The 18180-nt window shown below is 68.8% G+C and carries 16 protein-coding genes and 3 pseudogenes; 3 read left to right on the top strand and 16 right to left on the bottom strand.

Features of this window, described 5'->3' with window-relative positions:
* Positions 1–127 precede the first annotated feature (127 nt).
* The 6 genes and pseudogenes from ACFWRV_RS20335 to istA form a co-directional block, all read right to left on the bottom strand.
* Complete coding sequence (locus ACFWRV_RS20335; RefSeq protein ID WP_384336421.1) at positions 128–2395, bottom strand: Helicase associated domain protein; 2268 nt, start codon at positions 2393–2395, stop codon at positions 128–130.
* Between the two features lie 63 nt (positions 2396–2458).
* Positions 2459–5470 carry an AAA family ATPase gene (locus ACFWRV_RS20330; protein WP_384336419.1) on the bottom strand — a complete coding sequence of 1004 codons (3012 nt, stop codon included), beginning with the start codon at positions 5468–5470 and terminating at the stop codon, positions 2459–2461.
* Entirely contained in the window at positions 5471–6238 is a 768-nt protein-coding gene (locus ACFWRV_RS20325; RefSeq protein ID WP_384336417.1) for an exonuclease SbcCD subunit D, read from the bottom strand.
* 95 nt (positions 6239–6333) lie between these two features.
* Positions 6334–6792, bottom strand: a complete 459-nt coding sequence (locus tag ACFWRV_RS20320; protein WP_384336415.1) for a hypothetical protein — start codon at positions 6790–6792, stop codon at positions 6334–6336.
* A 110-nt stretch (positions 6793–6902) separates the two neighbouring features.
* Positions 6903–7673, bottom strand: coding sequence for an IS21-like element helper ATPase IstB (istB, locus tag ACFWRV_RS20315; protein WP_384336413.1), 771 nt, complete (start codon positions 7671–7673; stop codon positions 6903–6905).
* A pseudogene (gene istA, locus ACFWRV_RS20310) lies at positions 7670–9117 on the bottom strand (IS21 family transposase). The gene istB and the pseudogene istA overlap by 4 nt, the downstream one beginning before the upstream one ends.
* Positions 9118–9357: 240 nt before the next feature.
* Here istA and ACFWRV_RS20305 point away from each other — a divergent pair.
* Together ACFWRV_RS20305 and ACFWRV_RS20300 are read left to right on the top strand one after the other, a co-directional pair.
* Positions 9358–9993 carry an SMI1/KNR4 family protein gene (locus ACFWRV_RS20305; protein WP_384336411.1) on the top strand — a complete coding sequence of 212 codons (636 nt, stop codon included), beginning with the start codon at positions 9358–9360 and terminating at the stop codon, positions 9991–9993.
* A gap of 211 nt (positions 9994–10204) precedes the next feature.
* Entirely contained in the window at positions 10205–10843 is a 639-nt protein-coding gene (locus ACFWRV_RS20300; RefSeq protein WP_384336409.1) for an SET domain-containing protein-lysine N-methyltransferase, read from the top strand.
* 204 nt (positions 10844–11047) lie between these two features.
* Here the strand turns inward: ACFWRV_RS20300 and ACFWRV_RS20295 are convergent, their stop codons facing one another.
* From ACFWRV_RS20295 to ACFWRV_RS20275, 5 genes and pseudogenes are all read right to left on the bottom strand, one after another.
* A complete protein-coding gene (locus ACFWRV_RS20295; protein WP_384336407.1) occupies positions 11048–11893 on the bottom strand; it encodes an IS5 family transposase in 846 nt (281 codons plus the stop codon).
* A 22-nt stretch (positions 11894–11915) separates the two neighbouring features.
* Positions 11916–12311: a hypothetical protein gene (locus tag ACFWRV_RS20290; protein ID WP_384336405.1), complete on the bottom strand. Its 396-nt coding sequence runs from the start codon at positions 12309–12311 to the stop codon at positions 11916–11918.
* A gap of 34 nt (positions 12312–12345) precedes the next feature.
* A pseudogene (locus ACFWRV_RS20285) lies at positions 12346–12927 on the bottom strand (DUF6192 family protein).
* A 124-nt stretch (positions 12928–13051) separates the two neighbouring features.
* Positions 13052–13384 (bottom strand): annotated as a pseudogene (locus tag ACFWRV_RS20280) (hypothetical protein); the annotation flags it as partial.
* 176 nt (positions 13385–13560) lie between these two features.
* Positions 13561–13719: a hypothetical protein gene (locus tag ACFWRV_RS20275; RefSeq protein WP_384336403.1), complete on the bottom strand. Its 159-nt coding sequence runs from the start codon at positions 13717–13719 to the stop codon at positions 13561–13563.
* Positions 13720–14042: 323 nt separating this feature from the next.
* Here ACFWRV_RS20275 and ACFWRV_RS20270 point away from each other — a divergent pair, with 323 nt between their 5' ends.
* Positions 14043–15344 (top strand): HEAT repeat domain-containing protein, encoded by a 1302-nt coding sequence (locus tag ACFWRV_RS20270; protein ID WP_384336401.1) that lies wholly within the window; start codon positions 14043–14045, stop codon positions 15342–15344.
* Positions 15345–15620: 276 nt separating this feature from the next.
* Here the strand turns inward: ACFWRV_RS20270 and ACFWRV_RS20265 are convergent, their stop codons facing one another.
* The 5 genes from ACFWRV_RS20265 to ACFWRV_RS20245 all read right to left on the bottom strand — a co-directional run bounded on the left by ACFWRV_RS20265 (position 15621) and on the right by ACFWRV_RS20245 (position 17659).
* Entirely contained in the window at positions 15621–15797 is a 177-nt protein-coding gene (locus tag ACFWRV_RS20265; RefSeq protein WP_384336399.1) for a hypothetical protein, read from the bottom strand.
* 99 nt (positions 15798–15896) lie between these two features.
* Entirely contained in the window at positions 15897–16256 is a 360-nt protein-coding gene (locus tag ACFWRV_RS20260; RefSeq protein ID WP_384336397.1) for a hypothetical protein, read from the bottom strand.
* Positions 16216–16836: a hypothetical protein gene (locus tag ACFWRV_RS20255; RefSeq protein ID WP_384336395.1), complete on the bottom strand. Its 621-nt coding sequence runs from the start codon at positions 16834–16836 to the stop codon at positions 16216–16218. Before ACFWRV_RS20255 ends, ACFWRV_RS20260 begins: the two co-directional genes overlap by 41 nt.
* A 90-nt stretch (positions 16837–16926) precedes the next feature.
* Positions 16927–17124, bottom strand: a complete 198-nt coding sequence (locus ACFWRV_RS20250; protein ID WP_384336392.1) for a hypothetical protein — start codon at positions 17122–17124, stop codon at positions 16927–16929.
* A gap of 205 nt (positions 17125–17329) precedes the next feature.
* Positions 17330–17659: a hypothetical protein gene (locus tag ACFWRV_RS20245; RefSeq protein ID WP_384336391.1), complete on the bottom strand. Its 330-nt coding sequence runs from the start codon at positions 17657–17659 to the stop codon at positions 17330–17332.
* Positions 17660–18180 lie beyond the last annotated feature (521 nt).

Genomic DNA, 18180 nt, shown 5'->3' with positions numbered 1-18180 from the left:
GCGAGGAACAGGCCATGATTGATGTCCTGCCCGCCGACCGCTTCCGAGGTCAGCGTCGGCCCTCCGACGCGCTACGACCAGGTCAAGGGCCTTCGGTTACCCAGAGACCACAGACGTAAGGGGGCGCTTACCAGCGCATGCCGAGGGCGTCGAGCGCGTGGATCCGGTCGGTGGGCAGGTGTTCTTTGCGGCGGCGTGCGTTGCTGATCCATTGTCCGAGGCGTACGGGTTCACCGTCGAGGTCTTCGACGTGGCGCTGGGGAACCTCGAGGTGCCCTTCCCGCTGGTAGAAGGCGCGGGCGGCTGCCAGGCCCTGCTCCGGCTTGCGGGTGGCGGGCTTCCGTTTCTTCGCGGACGGTTCGGTGTTCTGGATCAGTCCGATGTCGGCCAGGAGGCGCTGCTGGGTGGGGTGCAGGCGTTGTGGGTGGAGACGCTGGTTGTGGAGCCACTCCCCCAGGCGGCGCCCGTCATCGGTGATGTAGTCCCGGGCCACTTCGGTCAGCTGGTTGCCGGCGTTGTGGTGTTTGCGGGCAGCCTGGTAGGCGCGGTGCCAGGTCAGCGGCCAAGGCGGATTCCAGTACTGGTCGAGGCCTTCGAGGGCCTGGGCTCGTGCCGGGGTGAGGGTGTCGGCCCGTTTGCGTTGGGTGGCGAGCCAGCGGCCGAGGGCGAAGCCGTCGTGGTGGTGGTCGACGGGGACGGCGAGATGGCCGTGGTGGTGGGTGTAGGCGGTGGCGTGGGCGAGGCCGCGGTCGAAGGCGTGTTGGTGGGGGTTCCAGATGATGCCGAGGCGTTCGAGGGCGGTGGTGCGGGCGGGGTCGAGGGCGCCGGTGGTGTGGAGGTGGCGTTGCCAGGTGAGCCAGCGGCCCAGGGGGTAGCCGTCGGGGTCTTCGTGGGTTTGGGGGGCGTCGAGGTGGTGGTGGGTGCGGTGGTAGTGGCGGGCTGCGGTGAGGCCGCGGCGCCATTCGGCGCTTTTGGGGTTGAGGACGCGCAGGGTGAGGGCGAGGGCGACTTCTTCTTGTTGGGTGGGGCGTTCGAAGTGGAGCCAGGCGCCGGGGTCTTCGGATCCTTGGGTGGGGCGGTGGGTGCGGGGGTCGGCGAGGCGTGCGGTGAGGCGTTCGTCGTGGGCGCGCAGGGCTTGGACGGTGCGCCAGAGGGGGGTGTAGGCGTCGGCGCTGAGGAGGTCGTCGGGGTCTTCGTCGGGGGTGAGGTAGACCGGGACGATCAGGGTGGCCCTTTTGCCGGCGCCGGGGGTTTGGCGTAGGGCGCGGCCGACGGCTTGGACGGTGTCGACGGGGCTGTTTTTGGGGTCGGCGAAGACGACGGCGTCGATGGCGGGGACGTCGATGCCTTCGCCGAGGACGCGGGCGTTGGCGAGGACGGCGGGTTGTTCGGGGTGGGTGTGGGTGGCGAAGTCGAGGAGGATGCGGCGGCGGGTGCGGGGTGGGTGGGTGCCGCTGATCCACTGCGCCCACAGGCCTTGGGGCTGCAAGTCTGCGGGGAGGGCCGCTGCGGTGTCGGGGAGGGTGGTGGCGAAGGTGCGGGCGTCGGCGACGCGGTGGTGGAAGGTGAGGACGCGGCGGAGTTTGTGGTCGTGGATGGCTCTGAGGACAGCGACCTGGTGTCCGGCGAGGCGGAGGCCGTCGGCGCCCGCGCCGCGGTTGGTGGCGAGCCAGTCGCGAAGATCGGTGTCCTGGATGACGGGGACGAGAATCTGGTAGTCGGCGAGGAGGCCGAGATCGATGGCGTCGGAGAGGGTGAGACGCCAGGCGACGGGGCCGAAGAGGGTTTCGTCGTCCATGGAGGCGACGGGGGTGTCGCTGTGGTCGGTGTCGGGGTCCCAGATCCGGGGGGTCGCGGTGAGGTAGAGGCGGCGGGCGGCGGGGACCTGGTCGTCGTGGTGGATGCCCGCCCAGGCTTTTCCGAGGCGGCCGGCGGTGCGGTGGGCCTCGTCGACGACGACGAGGTCCCAGGGCGGCAGATGGTGGTCTCGGTGGGCGTGGATGACGGTGGGGAGGGAGGCGTAGGTGGCGTAGACGGTAACCGGGCCGGTGGGTGGGGTGAGTTCGGTGAGCTCGGCGGGTTTCGTGGTCATGGGGAGGTTGCCGGCGGAGGGGTGTTCCATGGCTTGGCGGGCGGAGCAGACGGCCACCGCTGGGGCTTTGTGGCCGGCTGTTTGCCAGGAGCGGACGGTCTGGGAGAGCAGGTCCAGGGTCGGGACGAGGACCAGGACCCGCCCGCGGGGTGCGATTCGGGTGGTGGTGCGGGCGGCGATGAGGGTTTTCCCGGTCCCGCAGGCCGCGATGACACTGGCCCGGGGGTGGGTGCGCAGGGTTTTGACTGCGGCGGTGACGGCTTCTTTCTGGTGGGGGCGGAGCTGGATGTCGGCGGGGTTCATGGGGTGTTCCGCTCCCGGGGGTGGGGTGGGGTGCGGTGGCATTGTTGCACCGCACCCCGGGGGTCATTCGGCTGCGTCGGTGATGACGGCGAGGGTGGAGCCGGTGGTGGCTTTGAGTACGTGGAGGCGGTGGGTGATGCGGCGGCGTAGTTCGGGGACGTGGCTGATGACTCCGACGGTGCGGTCGTGGGCGCGGAGGGAGTCCAGGGTGTCGAGGACGTTGTGGAGGGTGTCTTCGTCGAGGGTGCCGAAGCCTTCGTCGATGAAGAGGGTGTCGAGGGCTTGTCCGCCTGATTCGGCGGTGACGACGTCGGCGAGGCCGAGAGCGAGAGCGAGGGAGGCGAAGAAGGATTCGCCTCCGGAGAGGGTGTCGGTGTCGCGGTCTTTTCCGCTCCAGGCGTCGGTGATTTTGAGGCCGAGGCCGGAACGGGCGCCGTGGGAGGCGCGGTCGTCGGAGTGGATGAGGGTGTAGCGGTTTTCTGACATGGGGGCGAGTCGGGTGTTGGCGGCGGCGACGACTTCTTCGAGGCGGGCGGCCAGGACGTAGGCCTCGAGTTGCATGCGGAGCCGGTTGCTGGGTGAGGTGCCGTTGATCAGGGCGTGGAGGTGGTCGACAGTGCGGTAGGCGTGTTCGAGGGGTTCGAGGCGCTGGATGTGGGTGGTGAGCTGGGTGCGCAGCGCGTCGAGGGCGCGGGTGCGTTCGGTGGCGTGTGCGGCTGCGGTGGCGGCGTGTGTGTGGTGGGCGGTGGCGGCTGCGAGTTGCGCTGCGGCTTCTTCGTGGTCGGCGGGCGGCTGGGCCGCGGCTGAGGTGAGGTCGGGGTCCTGGAGGCGGGAGGTGGTGGCTGCGCGCTGTTCGCGCCACTGGTTGATCTCTTCTTCCGGGGCGCGGAGGTCGTCGTCGCTCAGCAGTGCCTGTGCTGCGTCGTTCAGGGAGTCGAATCCTGTGGTGCGGGCGGCTTGTTCTGCTCGTTCGGTGGCGAGTTGGTGGTCTGTCGCGGTGCGGGCGGTGATGGCGGCGCGGTCGGCTGCGGTGGTGAGGCGGTCGGCTGTCTGGGTGAGCTCGGTGATGCGCTGGGTGAGGGTGGGGGCGCCGCCGCGGGCGGTGGTGAGCTTGTGGTCGAGGTCCTGGGCTTGGGCTGCAAGCTGGTCGTAGCTGGTGTCGACGGCGGCGAGCCGGGTCGCGGTGTCGGTGCGGTCGCTTTGGGTGCGGGTTTGCTGCTGGTCCAGGCTGTGGAGTTCTTCGGTTGCGGAGCCGGTGTCGGCGGCGGCTTCGAGAGTCTGGGTGAGGTGTTGCTGGAGTGTGGTGTGCTCCGCGGTGAGGTCGGCCAGGGGGATGTCTCCTCCTGCTTCGCCTCGTGCGGTGGCGGCCTGTTCGGTGAGTTCTCGCAGCTTGTCCTGGAGGGCTTGCTGAGTCTCTTGGGCTGTGGTGTGGCGGGTTTCGGCGGCCTGTTCGTCTGCGGCGGTGGGCTGGTCGGGGTGGGGGGCTGCGGGGTCGGGGTGTGTAGGTGAGCCGCAGACGGCGCAGGGTTCGCCGTCGGTGAGCTGGAGGGCCAGTTCGGCGGCCATGCCGTCGGTGCGCCGGCGGCGGATGCTGATGTGTTCCTGGGCTGCGGTCTTCGTCGCGGTCTGGGCCGTGAGGAGGTCCTGCTGGACCTTGGCGATCTTGCTTGTGTAGGAGTCGCGGCGTTTCGCGGCGCCGATGCGGTCGGTGAGCAGTGCCAGGGCTGTGGTGTGCCGGTGGCTGGTTTCCTCGGCGGTGCGGGCGGTTTCCAGGCGCGTCTGCAGGGCTTTGCGGCGTTGCGGTGCGTCGTTGAGCCAGGCGTCGGCGTCGGTGAGGTCTTGGGCGAGTTGCTGGCGCTCGCTGTCGAGTTTCTGCAGGTCTGTTTCGTGCCGCTGGAGGGAGGCTTCGTCGGGGAGCAGGGCGTTCAGTGCGCCGATGGTGGCGCGCAGGTGCTGTGCGGCAGTGGTGAGCTCGGTGGAGTCGAGGGTGGTGTTCTCGGGCTCCAGGAGGGTACGGGCGTCGTGTTCGTCGGCTTGGGCGCGGGTGTGCTGGGCTGCGGTGGCGGTCGATGCGGCCAGGAGCGGGGCCACTTTGTGGGCTTGCAGGGCGCGTTGGCGTTGTCGGTCGAGGTCGGCGTGGTGCTCTGCTTGTTCTTCGAGGGTGTCGAGCTGTTTGCGTGTGGTGCGGTGGGCTTCCTGGTGGGCGGCGAGGTCGCGTACGGCGCTTTCTCGGTCACGGAAGGCGGCCAGTTCCTGTTCCGCGTGGGTGGCGACGGTGGCTGCTTCATTCTCGAGGGTGGTGGCTTTGGTGTGCAGGGCGGTGGCCCAGGCGAGGGCGGGGGCGGTGAGGGTGGCGGGGACGGACGGCTGGGGTGCTCCGTGTTCGGGTTCGAGTGCTGGTCCGGCTTGCTGTTGGGTGCGTTCGGCCAGGCGCAGGACGTCGGTGCGTGCCTCGTCGCGCTGTGCGGCGATGGTGGTTTTGCGTGCTGCCAGCCAGTTCTCGACGGACCCGAAGCGGTGGGTGTGGAAGAGCTTGCCGAGCAGGTCCTTGCGGTCGGAGGCGCTGGCGCGCAGGAATTTGGTGAACTCGTTCTGTGGCAGGAGGACGACCTGGCAGAACTGCTGGCGGCTCATGCCGAGCAGGGCTTTGATCTCGTCCGCGGCTTCTCTGTGGGACCTGCTGAGCGCTTCCCAGCGGCCCTGCCCGGCGGGGTCCAGGGACCATTCGCTGAGGTAGGTCTCGGCTTTCTGTGCGGTCTCGCCGTCGCCGCGGACTTTCCGCTTGGTCTGGGCGGGGATCCGCCTGATTTTCAGGCGCTTTCCCGCGAGGGTGACCTCGAGTGTCACCTCGGTCAGGAGACCGGGGGCCGCGTGGTCGCTGCGGAGCTTGAGGTTGCGGTCGACGGGCGGCTCACCGTAGAGAGCGACGCAGATCGCGGCGAACAGGGTGCTCTTGCCGGCGCCGGTGTCGCCGTGGAGAAGGAAGAGACCGTCTGCGGACAGGGCGTCGAAGTCGACGGTGTGGGTGCCGGCGAAGGGGCCGAAGGCCTGCAGGCTCAGGGTGTGCAGGCGCATTTAGACGGTTTCCTTCTCCTGGGCGTTTACGCGGGAGGTGTCGATCGCTTCCTGGAGGAGGCTGTGCTCTTCGTTGTTGGGCGGGGTGCCGCGCACGGTGGTGATGAAGTCGTGGGTGATGTCGAGGTCGCCTCGTCCGCGGAGCCGTTCGCTGTAGGTGGGGGTGGTGGTGGCCTGGGCGGGGATGGTGGTGGGGAGGTGTTGCAGGTCGAGGGTGTGGGGGAAGCACTGTTTGAGGCGTGCCATGGGTTCGTAGGGGCGGGCGGTGTCGGTGAGGGTGACGTGCAGCCAGGCTTTGGTGAGGGGTTCGTGGGCCGGGTCGGTCAGCAGGTCTTCCAGGCGGCCGGTCAGGCGGGCCAGGGGCAGTTGGAGGTCTGGTGGGAGGGGGTGGCGGGTGACGGTGGGGGCGGCTGCTTGGGGTGGCAGGTCGATCAGGGTGAGGGACTTGGTGTGTCCGGTTTCGGAGAAGGAGTAGGCCAGCGGGGAGCCGCTGTAGTGGATGTGGTCGTTGACCTGCTGGGCGCCGTGGAGGTGGCCCAGTGCGACGTAGTCGATGCCGTCGAAGACGGACGCGGGCGCGTGGTCGACGCCGCCGACGCTGATGTCACGTTCGCTTCTGCAGCCGGTCGCGCCGGTGACGAAGGCGTGGGCCAGGACGATGGAGCGGGTGCCGGCGGGGCGGGCGGCGAGGTCGGCGCGGATGCGGTCCAGAGCTGAGCTGAGGACGGCTTGGTGGGAGGCTTCTTCGGCTTCGAGGTGCGTGCGCACCAGGGTTGGCTCGAGGTAGGGTGTCGGTGTACTCCAGAAAGTGCTCAGGCAGGTACGGAGGAACGTGCCCAGTCAACAGCACGAATCAGGGTTGCTCAGGCAGCATCGAAGCCGTTGCTCGCGAGGGCCTGTAGGTAGGGGTTCTGCTGTGTCACAGGTTGCCTTGAGAAGATCAGAGCGAGGGCGTCCCTCAGGGACTGCTCCACCAGGCTGTCGAACTCACGTGCCAGGCAGTGCCCTTCTGCGGGGCGGAAGTTCCAGCCCTCCCGGGTGGCGTATCGAGTGCGCAATCCGATCAGGTCTTTGTCTCTCGTGAAGTGCCATTCGTCTTGTCGGTCGGACAGTTCGAACACTGCGAGGCTGTCTTCACGGAGCATGACCCTTGCGGCTTGAAGCATCAGGACAAAGTCCAGAACGCAGAAGGAGGTCGCGGCGTCGGAGAAGTCGCCACTGCCGATCCATAGGCTCACGTCGACCTTGAAGTTGTCCCAGATGAAGGCGGCCTGGGTGAGCTTCTCAACCACCGTGGGCTCGCGCAAGGCGTCGAGTGGCACCCACTCAGGGCCCCATGACTCGTCCCTGGGGTCGGGAACGAAACTGAGTGAAGGCGTTGTAGTTGTGCTCACCGCTCCAGGATGCCGTACGAGATGGCGGCCGCTGGAGGTCAGGCCACGTTGGTGTCGCGTTCGATGGCGGCGAGCCGGTTCTTCAGCCGGTAGCTCGGGCCGTTGATGGAGACGACGTCGCAGTGGTGCAGGAGCCGGTCGAGGATGGCTGTGGCGAGGACTTCGTCACCGAACACCTGCCCCCATTCGCTGAAGGTCTTGTTGGAGGTCAGGATGATTGAGCCCTTCTCGTAGCGCTTGGAGATCACCTGGAACACCAGGTTCGCCTCAGCGCGTTCGAGAGGCTGGTAGCCGACTTCATCGACGACGAGGACGCCGGGGCGAAGGTAGGTGCGGAGTTTGCTGTTGAGTCGGCCTGCTGCCTCGGCGACCTTGAGCTGGCGGACCATGTCGTCGAGGGTCGTGAAGTAGACGGAGAATCCAGCCCGGCAGGCGGCGACCGAGAGCGCGACGGCGATGTGGGTCTTGCCGACCCCGGGCGGCCCCAGCAGGGCCGCGTTGGCCTTGGCCTCGACGAAGGCGAGGGTGGCGAGGTCTTTGATCTTGCGGGGGTCGAGTTCGGGCTGGAAGGCGAAGTCGTACTCGTCGAGCGTTTTGTGGTGCGGCAGCTTGGACAGCCGCAGGCCCTGTCGGAAGCGCCGGTCGTCACGAATGGCGAGTTCCTCGGCCAAGACCAGGTCGAGGAAGTCGAGGTAGCCCATTTTGGCCTCGTCTGCCCGGCCGGCGTACTGGTTCAGGCTCTCGGCCAGGTGGGGCAGGCCGAGCTTGGCGGCCGTGGTGCGGATTCGGGTGCTGACCAGCTCGCTCAACTGGGCTCCTCCTGCGTGGGGTGGGTCGTGAAGGGACGAGTTCCGGTCAGTTCGTCATAGACCGACAGGGGTCTGCGGCCGACCTCGACGCGGACGGCCGAGGCCCGGTTCAGGAGAGCCATCAGCGAGCCGGCTGTCTCCTCGCCCAGCGCGTCCTGATGGCGGGGCTGCGGAGGGATGTCACCAGTGGTGGTCCGTCGGTTCCGGCCGTCTGGAAGACCGTCCCAGTGCTTCTCGTCGACGACGAAGGCTCCGCGGCCGACCGCCCTTGAGTGGATAGCCAGCAGGGTGTCGCTGTTGGCGCCGGGGACGGTGGAGTGCAGGCTGATCTGGGACTTCGTGGCCCTGACTTCCACCAGCTGGCGCGGGCGGACTCTGCGGGCTGGCACTGAGTAGAGGTTCGCGTCAAAGGCACCAGACAGTCTTTGCCGACGTAGCGCAGGTGCCGCTGGGTGACCACATAGGGTGCCCCCGGAAGGGGTCGCAGGGCCATGTGGTCGCGGATCGCGCGGTGCCCGATCACCTCGCCGTGGGTGCCGTGGGATTTCGCCCGGCGCAACGGCACCCAGGCGTTGAAAGCGGAGTCCAGCTCCTCGATGGAGGAGAAGGACCGTCCGGCCAGGACGTGGTCGCGGACGATCAGGACTTGCCGCTCGACACGCCATTTCCCGGTGGGCCGGTAGGCGGCCAGCACATCGATGTCGAAGTCGTAGTGCCCGGCGAACCCGACCGCCTCCGGGTGTAGCGGAACGGCCTCGCCCGGCGCGACGTGGCGTCGGACGACGGTCTTGGTGCGGTCGTAGACGATCGACATCGGCACCCCGCCGAAGTGGGCGAACGCCTGCCGGTGGCAGTCGAAGAAGGTGGCCAGGTCCTGGCTGGTGGTGAAGCAGCAGAACGGATCTCGCGAGTAGGACAAGGTCATGTGGAACGAGTAGACCTTCGGGATGCCGACGTGGGCGAGGATCTGCCCTTCGTCTCCCCAATCGACTTGGGCCTGCGCTCCAGGCACGACCTCGAACCTGCGGTGCAGGCCGGCCAGCTCGCCCGGGCTGATGCCCAGTTCCTCCGCGATCCGCGGCCGGGCCTCCTGCATGTAGAGCTTGACCCGCTGGTAAGTGCCGGTGAAGCCGTACTCGGCCACCAGCCTCTCGTGAACCACGGCACCTTTGATCAGAATCTCGGACCGCAGCATCGCGTCGATCAGGGGCGCGACGTCATCCACCATCCGTCGACGACCATGTCCCGGCGCAGCCCGGCGCGGCGGGGCAACCGGGCCTTCAGAGGACAGGTACTTGCGGACCGTGCGGCGGTTGAGTCCGGTCTCCTTCGCGATTTCCGACAGACTCATCGCCCCGGACTCGAACAGCCCGCGGAAGCGTCGAAGCTCCATCCATCGTTGCGGGTCCAAGACCACGGTCAGCCGCCCTCCGCCACCCTTCATAGGCTGGCAGCAGCCTGCCCACGATCACTCGGCGGTACGTCAGGAAGTGGGCACGTTCATCCGTACGTGACTGGGCACGTTCACGTGTACGCCGACAACTGGGAGGCGCGGTTGGTGTGCAGTGTTGCTTGAAACCCGTCTTTGAACCTCAGCAGGGTGCCTGCGCCGACCTAGCTGCCGTAGAGGCACCCATGTGGCCTTCGACCCCCACTGTCATCCAGCCAGGGATATCGTCCCTGCATGGCCGACATAGACGACACGCCCTTCCACCAGGCATGGGATCGACTCGAAGCCTGGCTGGCCGGCCACTCGCCGGACGATCACGCTACTTTGCTACAGCCCGCCACTCCCTCAGACCTCCGCACCCTCGAAGACGCGCTCGGCTTCGCGCTCCACCCCGAACTCACCACACTCCTCCAACGGCACAACGGTTCCTGCGAACACCACCTCGGCAGGTACTCCCCGCCGTTCCCGGCCGGAGCCTTCCTGCCCATGGGCCATCGACTAGCTGGCACCGCGGGCATCGCCACCGGACACCGCGAGCTGGTGGAACTCGACGAGCAGTACCCGAGCACCGGCTTCTGGCACGAGGACGACGTTGAAGGCCACCGTCGGCACTGGGTGCCCTTCGCCTACCCCAACGACGGGGGCCTCGCCTTCATCGATCACCACCCAGGAGCGACATACGGCCACGTCTACGAATTCGGCCTGGGCTCGGGTGCTGTGGAGGCCAGCAAGTGGGCGGACAGCCTCACCCACTTCATCGCTACCGTCACCGACAGCCTTACGGCCGGCAGTGCCTTCAGACACTTCCGCCCGAGCACCTTCCAGCACCCGTCCGGCGCGCTCTGTGTCGACTGGCGCAGCGGCCTCTGACAGGCCCAGGCCCACCGTTTGGCTCATGCGCTCGATCGATAGAGGTTCAGTGAGTGTTTGAGATCCGGCTGGTGCCGGTCTGAAATTCCAGCGCGGATGGGATCGTCTTACGATCACGCTGAGACGGGATCATGGGGCATGCGCGCCGGCGGGGTACACAGCGTTGCCCCTGGTCCGCTATTACAAGGCTTTCTAGCTAGGGTATGGCGCTGTGGACGACGTAACTCTTGGACCCGGTGACCTTGCTGGCACCGGCGTTTACGCCGCGCGCGACTTCGCAGTTGGCGAGGTCGTCCTGTCCTACCTGCTCGAGCCACTCGATGAGGCTGCCTACCTGGCCCTGCCTGCTGGCATGGACCTTTTTGTACACAGCTACGGGGGGCGCCGCTACCTCTACCCTGCGCCGGCACGCTTTGTGAACCACTCTGACGATCCGTCCTGCTACCAGGACTTTGAGAGCGGGTGCGACATCGCACTACGGTCCATCGCGCGGGGCGACCGAATCACCATTGACGCGAACGAGGAGACCTCTCGTGAGCTCGTCACCTTCCTCCACGCCTACCGGCATGCACTCCGTGAAGGAACGGGTGCGCTCCTCACTGGGTTGGTCGACCGTGATGTCAGGCTCTGGATGGCGGGGCGCGCGACCCGTGGCAGGGAAGCCTATGCCGCGACGGTGTCCGAGGCCGAATTGGTGTCACTATCGGAGGTCGACTGGCTCGTCGGTACCGGGCGCTGGGAGGCACTGTGCTCCGCCGAGGCCGAGACAGCGCGAGGCCGACGGCACCAGACCATGCTCCTCAAGGTCATCGCCGGCAACTGGCAGATCGTCTACCACCATGCCGGGTGACGTGGCCCCCTCCTCCTGCTCAACACTTTCGCCCGCATGCAACCAAAGTCGACGGCTGCCCTCGGCTAGTCACTCTGGCAACGACGACAGCAGGCCCGAGCCCGCAAGGCTCACCGCCATCAACGTATCACCGCAGGTCACGGTCGTGATTCATAGCTGTAGTACCAGTAGCCGCTGTCGACAGCGTGCAGGGCCGAGAGGCGGTCAGTGCTTCTTCGACCAGTCGGCACGAGGGCCTCGCCGCGTGATCCTGCGGGTCATCAATGTGATGAGTGCCCAGGTCAGGTGCGCTTCTGAATGCTGCGGGAGCCGCTCGTAGTCGCGGACGTTGCGCCGCGACTTCATGATCCAGCCTAGGGTTCGTTCGACCTTCCAGCGCCGTGGCAGAACGACGAAGCCCTTCGCTCCGCGGGGGCGGGAGACGGTTTTGAGGGTCATGTCAAGGAAGTCCGCGGACCAGTTGACGAGCTGGCCGGCATAGGCGGAGTCGGCCCAGATCTGCGTGGTCTGGGGTTGCATGACACGCAGGCGCCAGAGTAGTTCGCGGGCGGCGTCGCGGTCGGTGGTGTCGGCGGGCGTCACCGTGATCATCACAGGCAGACCGAGGGTGTCGACGGCGATGTGTCTCTTGCGGCCGTTGATTCTCTTGGCCGCGTCGAACCCGCGGGTGGCCTTGGAGACGGTCTCGGCTCCCTTGACGGACTGCGAATCGACGATCAGTGTCACCTGCCAGGGGCATCGCCCCTGGCCGATACGGATCTGCCGGCGCAGCTGGTCCCGCAGGAAGGCCACGACACCGTGGCGGTGCCAGCGAGCGAAGTGGTAGTAGACCGTCTGCCAGGGCGGGTAGTCCGCCGGGAGTGCCCGCCACTTGATCCCGTTGTCCACGAGGTAGCGGATAGCGTCCACGATCTCGCGGCGGTGCCACTTCTCCGGCCGGCCACCCGCTTTCGTCTCGCAGGCGGGCAGGGGAAGCAGAGGTTCGATCAGCGCCCACTCCGCGGTCGTGGTGTCGGAGGGGTAGCGGCGCCGGCGGGCGGTCAGAGCCATTGACGCGGTCCGTCGCAGATCGCTATTTGACGAGCTGGGCGAGGGTCGCGCGGACCCCGGTGAGCTGGGCGGCGGCGAGCTGGGCCCATTCGTCCTCGGCTTGACGAGCGAGGTGCGGGTCGAGCGTGCCGGTGATCAACCGGGTCAGCCGTCCCAGCACGAGGCGGAACTGCTTCTTCTCGTACTCGATCCAGTCGTCGGGCTCGTCGGAGAAGAGGTAGCCGTCCCGGCGGCGCCAGATGATCGGGGTCAGGTGCTCGGCCGCCCCGACGTCCCGCAGGTGGCGGACCCCGCGGGCGACCTGGGACGGGGACAGCCGGTTCGCTGCGACCAGCTGCTTGGCCTGCAGGCCGGCCGGTCGGGCCTCCATCAGGGCGACGCGGACCTGGTCGCCGTAGTGCTGGCTGAGTGGACGCACCTCGCCGCGGGTCCGGCGGCGGGCCGGCATCATCTCACTCGCCCTTCAGGAGCTGGGCGAGCTGCTCGTCCAGGGTGAACTGGCCTGTGTCGATGGCCGCTTCCAGCCAGTCGGCGGCGCCGCGGACCTTGGCGATCCCGCGCCGGATCGTCTCCTGTTCGTCGTCGGTGAGCTCCTGGTCCCGCATGCGGGGGACCAGCCGTCCCAGCGAGGCGACGTACTAGTGGCAGGACCCGACCAGGTCCAGGTACTCGACCGTGTGCTCGATCTTGCGGACCGCCGGGACGCGGTCGCGGATCTGCTCCCGGGCCTCTTCGGAGTTGTCGAACTGGGCCCGGTTGACGGTGAAGCGGGTGTCGTCGTCGCGCATCGCCTGCCGGGCGATTCGGGGTCGTCGCAGCAGCTCGGAGGTGACGCGGGTGGCGACTTCGTCGTCGCGGGTCAGCTCCGTCACCACCCGGGCCCGGTCGACGGCCGGCAGCGCGGCCGCGGTCTCCGGCCAGGCCAGCAGACTGGCGGTGACCTTCACCGCGACCGCCTCGTCCCGGGTCAGATCCCGGACCGCCCGCACCTTCTCCTCGACGGAAACGGGCCGGTCGACCTGCTGCCCGACCAGGCGCTTCGCGCCGTCGGTCGACCTGCTGCCCGACCAGGCGCTTCGCGCCGTCGGTCGTCCACTGACGCTTCCCGGAGCGAGAGTTGAAGGGAGCGTCCTCGATCGCCACCCAGCGCTCGGCGTCGTCCGGGATCGACGCGAGGATCTTGTGGACGGTGAAGGACACGCCGTCCCTGCGCTTGCCGGCGGGCCAGCGGGAGGCGGTCCACCGCCAGTCCTCGACCGTGCCCGGAGCCACCCCGATGTCGTCGGCGAACAGCCTCAACGACTCCTCGACCGTGAACAGCTCCTCCGGGCCCCTGCCCGCCGACCCGCCCACCGGCCTGATCGGCTCGATCTCCAGGGCCTTGTCACCCAGCGCGAACTGGGCCCGCGCAACCTGCGCGACCAACTCGCGCGCCTCGGCGACGATCTGCTCGTAACGCGACCGTGAGACGTTCCCGACCCGCTGCAACATGCTGCCACCACCACCTCGTCCCAGGCAGGGCCGACCACCGGTCAGTGACGGCACGGACACGAATCAGCCCAGGTCACCACCAGACTGAGGCGGCGGCATGCAACATCGGCAGGCGTGCAACGGGGGCGCGCGAGGCGTGTCCGCAGGGCAGTCCGACCCTCTGCGGAGCTGCTGGTTCACGCGGTGCGGGCGCGGCGTTCGGCTATGGCGTCACCGTGACGGAACTCCGCGACGCCTTCTGCCGCCAGGCCCGTGTCCGGCATCGCGGTGAACAGAACGTCGCCGAACGACGACGCTCCACCCCCACCGTCCATCCACGGCCGCAGACCGGACACAGCACCTGGTCTCCACGCTGCATCGCCTTCACCCGTCGACGAGCCCGCTCCAACGTCCGCCAGTGCCGTGACCTGAACCTACTCGAGCAGAACACCGCAGCTGGCGACCTTGCCGGCGTCAGTAATACCCCGCACTCCCGGCAGTACCTACGAAGCACGCCACCCGATGCCATAGGACTCAGCATCCAGATCACCGGCCAACCCGGCCAGAGATCTCAAACACTCACTGAGAGGGCCGGGGATCAGCAATGGTCTCCGGCTACCCGACCACAGGGCACCATGGCCTGCGGAGCAGCGGTCGCACGGCACGAGGAGGACAAAGGGTGGACACGCAGGACGCGATCGGGGCCCTGGGCGATCCAGAGCTGTGCGAGGTGGCGCGCGCAAGGCTGGCCGCGCAGGGGCGGGCCGCCGTGGGGCCGTTGATCCGCGCGCTGCTGACCACGGACTCTCTCCAGGTCCGCGCCCGGATCGGCGGACTCCTGAACCGGGACATCGGGCCGGATCTGGCCTTCGACGACGTGCTCGAAGCGCTGGCCGCCGCCCCCGACGAGACCTCACGGCGACGCCTCGGCTCCACGTTCACCGCCTTCCACTCGGTGGACCGGTTCGTGGACGCGCTGCGGCATCCGTCCCCGGCCGTCCGCAGCTCGGCCGCCTTCGGGATCCAGTCGGTCTGCATGGTGGCCTTCGGGCGCTCGCCGCGGTCCGGCGTCGACTATGTCCGGGTGACCGAGGCGCTGATTCCGCTGCTCGGCGATCCGGACCCGGACGTGGCTCAGCGCGCGGAGTGGGCCCTTGGCCTGCTCGGGCCCGCCACCCACGAACCGCTCCGCCGGGTGCGCGCGCACGGGCCGGGGCGACTGCGGGCCCGGGCCCTGACCACCCTGGCCGCGTCCGGCGGCGAGGAGGTACTCTCGGCGGCCGATCGCGCGGCCGTGGAGCGCCTGATCCGCGTCAAACTGCCGCGCGACCGGGCCCGTCCGCTCGACCTGTGCTCCGCCTCCTGGCTCGCCGTGCCCACCGAGGACCATCAGAGCATCGTGCAGGCACTCGGCTTGCACGAGATCCGGCCGGCGACCTTCGCCCTGGGGTACGACATCGTGGCGCACGACACCATGGACGGCGCGGAGTACGGCCGGGTGTACGTGACCCCGGCGGTGGACGGCTGGACCCTCGTGCTCGGTCCGTGGTGCTCACCCGTGGACCCCGAGCGCGCGGCGGACGTGCTCGCCGTCGTCACGAGCCTGAGCCGCCGGTACGGCAGAGCACAGGCCTACTTCTTCGGCGAACAGGGCGGCGGCTCCGGCTGGCTGGTCGCCGAGGGAGGCGCCGTGCTGCGCCGCCGCTCCGCGACCGAGCGGACATGCGACGCGGACCTCGCGATGGGCTCCCCCTTGCCCGAGGAACTGACCGCGGGCCTGGAGGAAGGCCTCACGCCCAAGGACTCCGAGGATGACTGGGAGAGCTTCGCCACGTACTTGGCCCCGGTCCTAGCCGGCCGGCTGGGGGTGAGTCCGTTCGACCTGGAGCTCGGAACGCCGGTGCGGGGCGCCGGCTTCACGGCCCTGACCCCGTACGCCCGTAAGCACGGCCGCCCCGCGACCGGGGCCTACGCCATCTGACCGACGACGCGACACGGGCGTTCGCCGGATCCTGCGTCCGGCGCCAGATGCCCTCCTCGATCTCGCGGGGCTTTTCATGTCCGGCGCCGGCGAAGTGCTTCTCCCAGGTAGCCACCTAGGCGTCGTCGAGCTGTTCGATCACTGGATGGGGAAGGAACATGCTGTCCTCCTGTCAACGGTCGTGGAATCGCGCCGTTGGGGTCACCAGGTCGGTGACGAGTCCGGTGTAGGTCTCGCCGGACGTGGCGCGGTGCTCGCCCGTGGCGGGGGCGTCGGTCAGGAGGACACCGAGCCGGGCGGCCAGAGCCGCGTCGAGTGATGCGGACAGGCGCGGCCGGCTTTCTCCTCCGGGATGAGGGCGAGGCGGCGCGGGCGGCGGCGGGGCACGACGGAGCCGACCACCCGCATGTCCTTGGTGTCCGCGTGCCGGACCTTGCGCCTTAAGTGCACCATCCGGAGAAGACCCACCAGTGCTCTGACCGCCTCAGGCCCGCAGCCGCTTCGTGCTCAGACGGATCCGGACACCGCACCTCCAGCGGTCGTTATCGGACATCACCGAACATCCACCCGCCACAACCGCCAGTCCGGCGAACGCCCCTGCGCGTCGCACATGGCGTCGATCTCGGCAGCGAGCACGGCCACGTCGCGTGCCTGCGTGTAGTACTTGATCGCGTACTCATCGCTGATCGCCGGAAGGACCTTCTCAAACACCCCCACCAGCCCGATCAAACCCTCTCGGAGCGGTTCGGGGAGAGGGCCCTTGAGGACACGGGACACATAGCCAGCAGTGTCCGCGTCGAGCATGACCATGTCTTGGTCTTCAACGTCCAGGCCACGGAACCCTTTCGGAAACGGCATGGCCCAGTACGCGTCATTCATCTGCGCGAGCACGTCGAGCTTCTTCTGGATCACGCGGAGATTCTGCCAGGGCCACCCGCGCGGTGAAGTGTCGGTCGCCCCAAGTGGAGCGCTTCAACACGGTCCACCAGATGGTGCAGTCAACACACCACACGGTCCGCCCGCCGAACGGGTAGGCGCTGCCAGACGGCTTGGCCACGATGTCCTCGACTCCCTGGGGCTGGAGCGTCTCGTACCACTGAAGGGTCGTGTCCTGGTCCACAGTGGCCAGGACCGACTGGAGCGGGGGGTCGACGTCGGCCAGGACGACGACCAGGACCGTGCGGCGCTCGGTGTACGGGCGGGCGGCGAGGGCGTCGCCGCCGTGGTCGGGGTGGGCCAGGACGTCGAACGCCATGTAGGAGGCGGGGAGCCGGTCGGCCAAGGCGCGGGCGCGGTCCAGCGAGGAGGAGGCGCGGGCCTGGACCGCCCCGAAATCCATCCGTCTGTCGTGCCAGATGACCGCATCCCCGTCCAGCACGGTCCCCGGCGGCAACACCCTGGCGGGAACGGCAAGATCCATCCAGTGGGAGGTGACGGTCCGGCCCGTACGGGCGTAGCAGACCACCCCGTCCTCGGTCCGCCGCAGGATCATCGAAATATGGGCCGCGGGGCCTCGCCCTGGGCGCCCTGGTGGCGGGATGCGGCGGTGCAGAGTGCTCTGTTCCAGTCCGGGCTACGGGGTTCAGGTGGTCAGGGCGGTGACGAGGTCGCCGGGCGGCGGGGTGATGCCCCCGGTCAGGTAGCGCACTCCTCCGCCCTCGGAGGGGGGAACCGCGCCTTTGGTGATGGGGTGGCGGCGCGAGGCCGCGGTGCGCCACCCGTACCGCTCATCCCACACGAGAGCGGGGACCGGCGTCCAGGACGAGCGCGGCAACGACACGGTCGTCTCCGGGGAACTGGACCTCGGGCGCGGCCTGCTCCGTGGTCCAGCCGGCCCGGTGCAGGGCGGCGGCGACGTCGGTCAGGTACGGGGCGACGTGGCGGGCGCGCAGGACGGTTTCGGCGCGTGCGGTGGCGCGGCAGACCTGTCCGGCCGGGTAGCCAAGCTGGGCGGCGGCCTTGGCGGGGGTGAGGGTCGGGTGCGCCTAGATGTGGTCGGCGATGCGGTTGGCGCGCAGCCGGGTCAGGGCGTCCTGCCCGGTGTTGCGGTGGACACCGAGCCGGTCGGTGACGGTGGCCGCGCTGATCGTGGGGTCGGCGTCCAGCAGCTCGGCGACGCGCGCGGCGACCTGGTCGCGCGGGACCTGGTCCCCCGTGCTCTTGGGCCGGCCGGTCCGCTGCGCGTCGTTGCCGGGGCGTCCCGCCTGGAACGCCTTCACCGCGCGGCGGGGCCAGTGCGCGACCCCGCCCGCCTCGATGCGGGCCGCGATGAGGACGGGGTCGTTCTTATAGACGTCCCAGGAGTTCGGGGCCACCCCGAGGAGCACCGCGCACTCGCGGCGGTCCAGGAGGTCCCCGTCGTCCTCGACCTCCGGCTCCGGGAGCGGGGCACAGGTTTGCCCAGGAGGTAGGCGTCGACCTGCTCCCAGTCGTACAGCCGCGTCCGTGACCCCTTCGAACTGACCGGGACCGGGAACCCTTCGGCCGCGTAGGGCTTGATCCGGGTGTAGTGGTCGATGCCGACCCCGTGCTGCGCGGCGAGGTCCGCCAGGGTGCGCACGAGGTGCTGTCGGCCTGCTCTGATCACGGGGTTATTCCTCCAGAACTCACGGTGTCGAACGACGGTATCGGCCCGAGGTCAGGGCCGTTGGGCGGTACGCTGCGGCTGGGCCCCCTATTGGGGGTTGCGTTGGCCGGCACCCTTGCCACCCGTCTCACCCCCGTGGACGGATTGGGTGCCGGCCCTTTGTGTCCCGGCCGGCTCGCCGCTCATCACGCGGGCGCGGGCCGCCAGGCACCCTCGGACCGGTCGTGAAGTATCCGACTGGATCCGCAC

The sequence above is a fragment of the Streptomyces sp. NPDC058576 genome (assembly GCF_042718715.1).
Taxonomy (GTDB): Bacteria; Actinomycetota; Actinomycetes; order Streptomycetales; family Streptomycetaceae; genus Streptomyces.
This window is presented reverse-complemented; position numbering and strand designations above follow the sequence as displayed.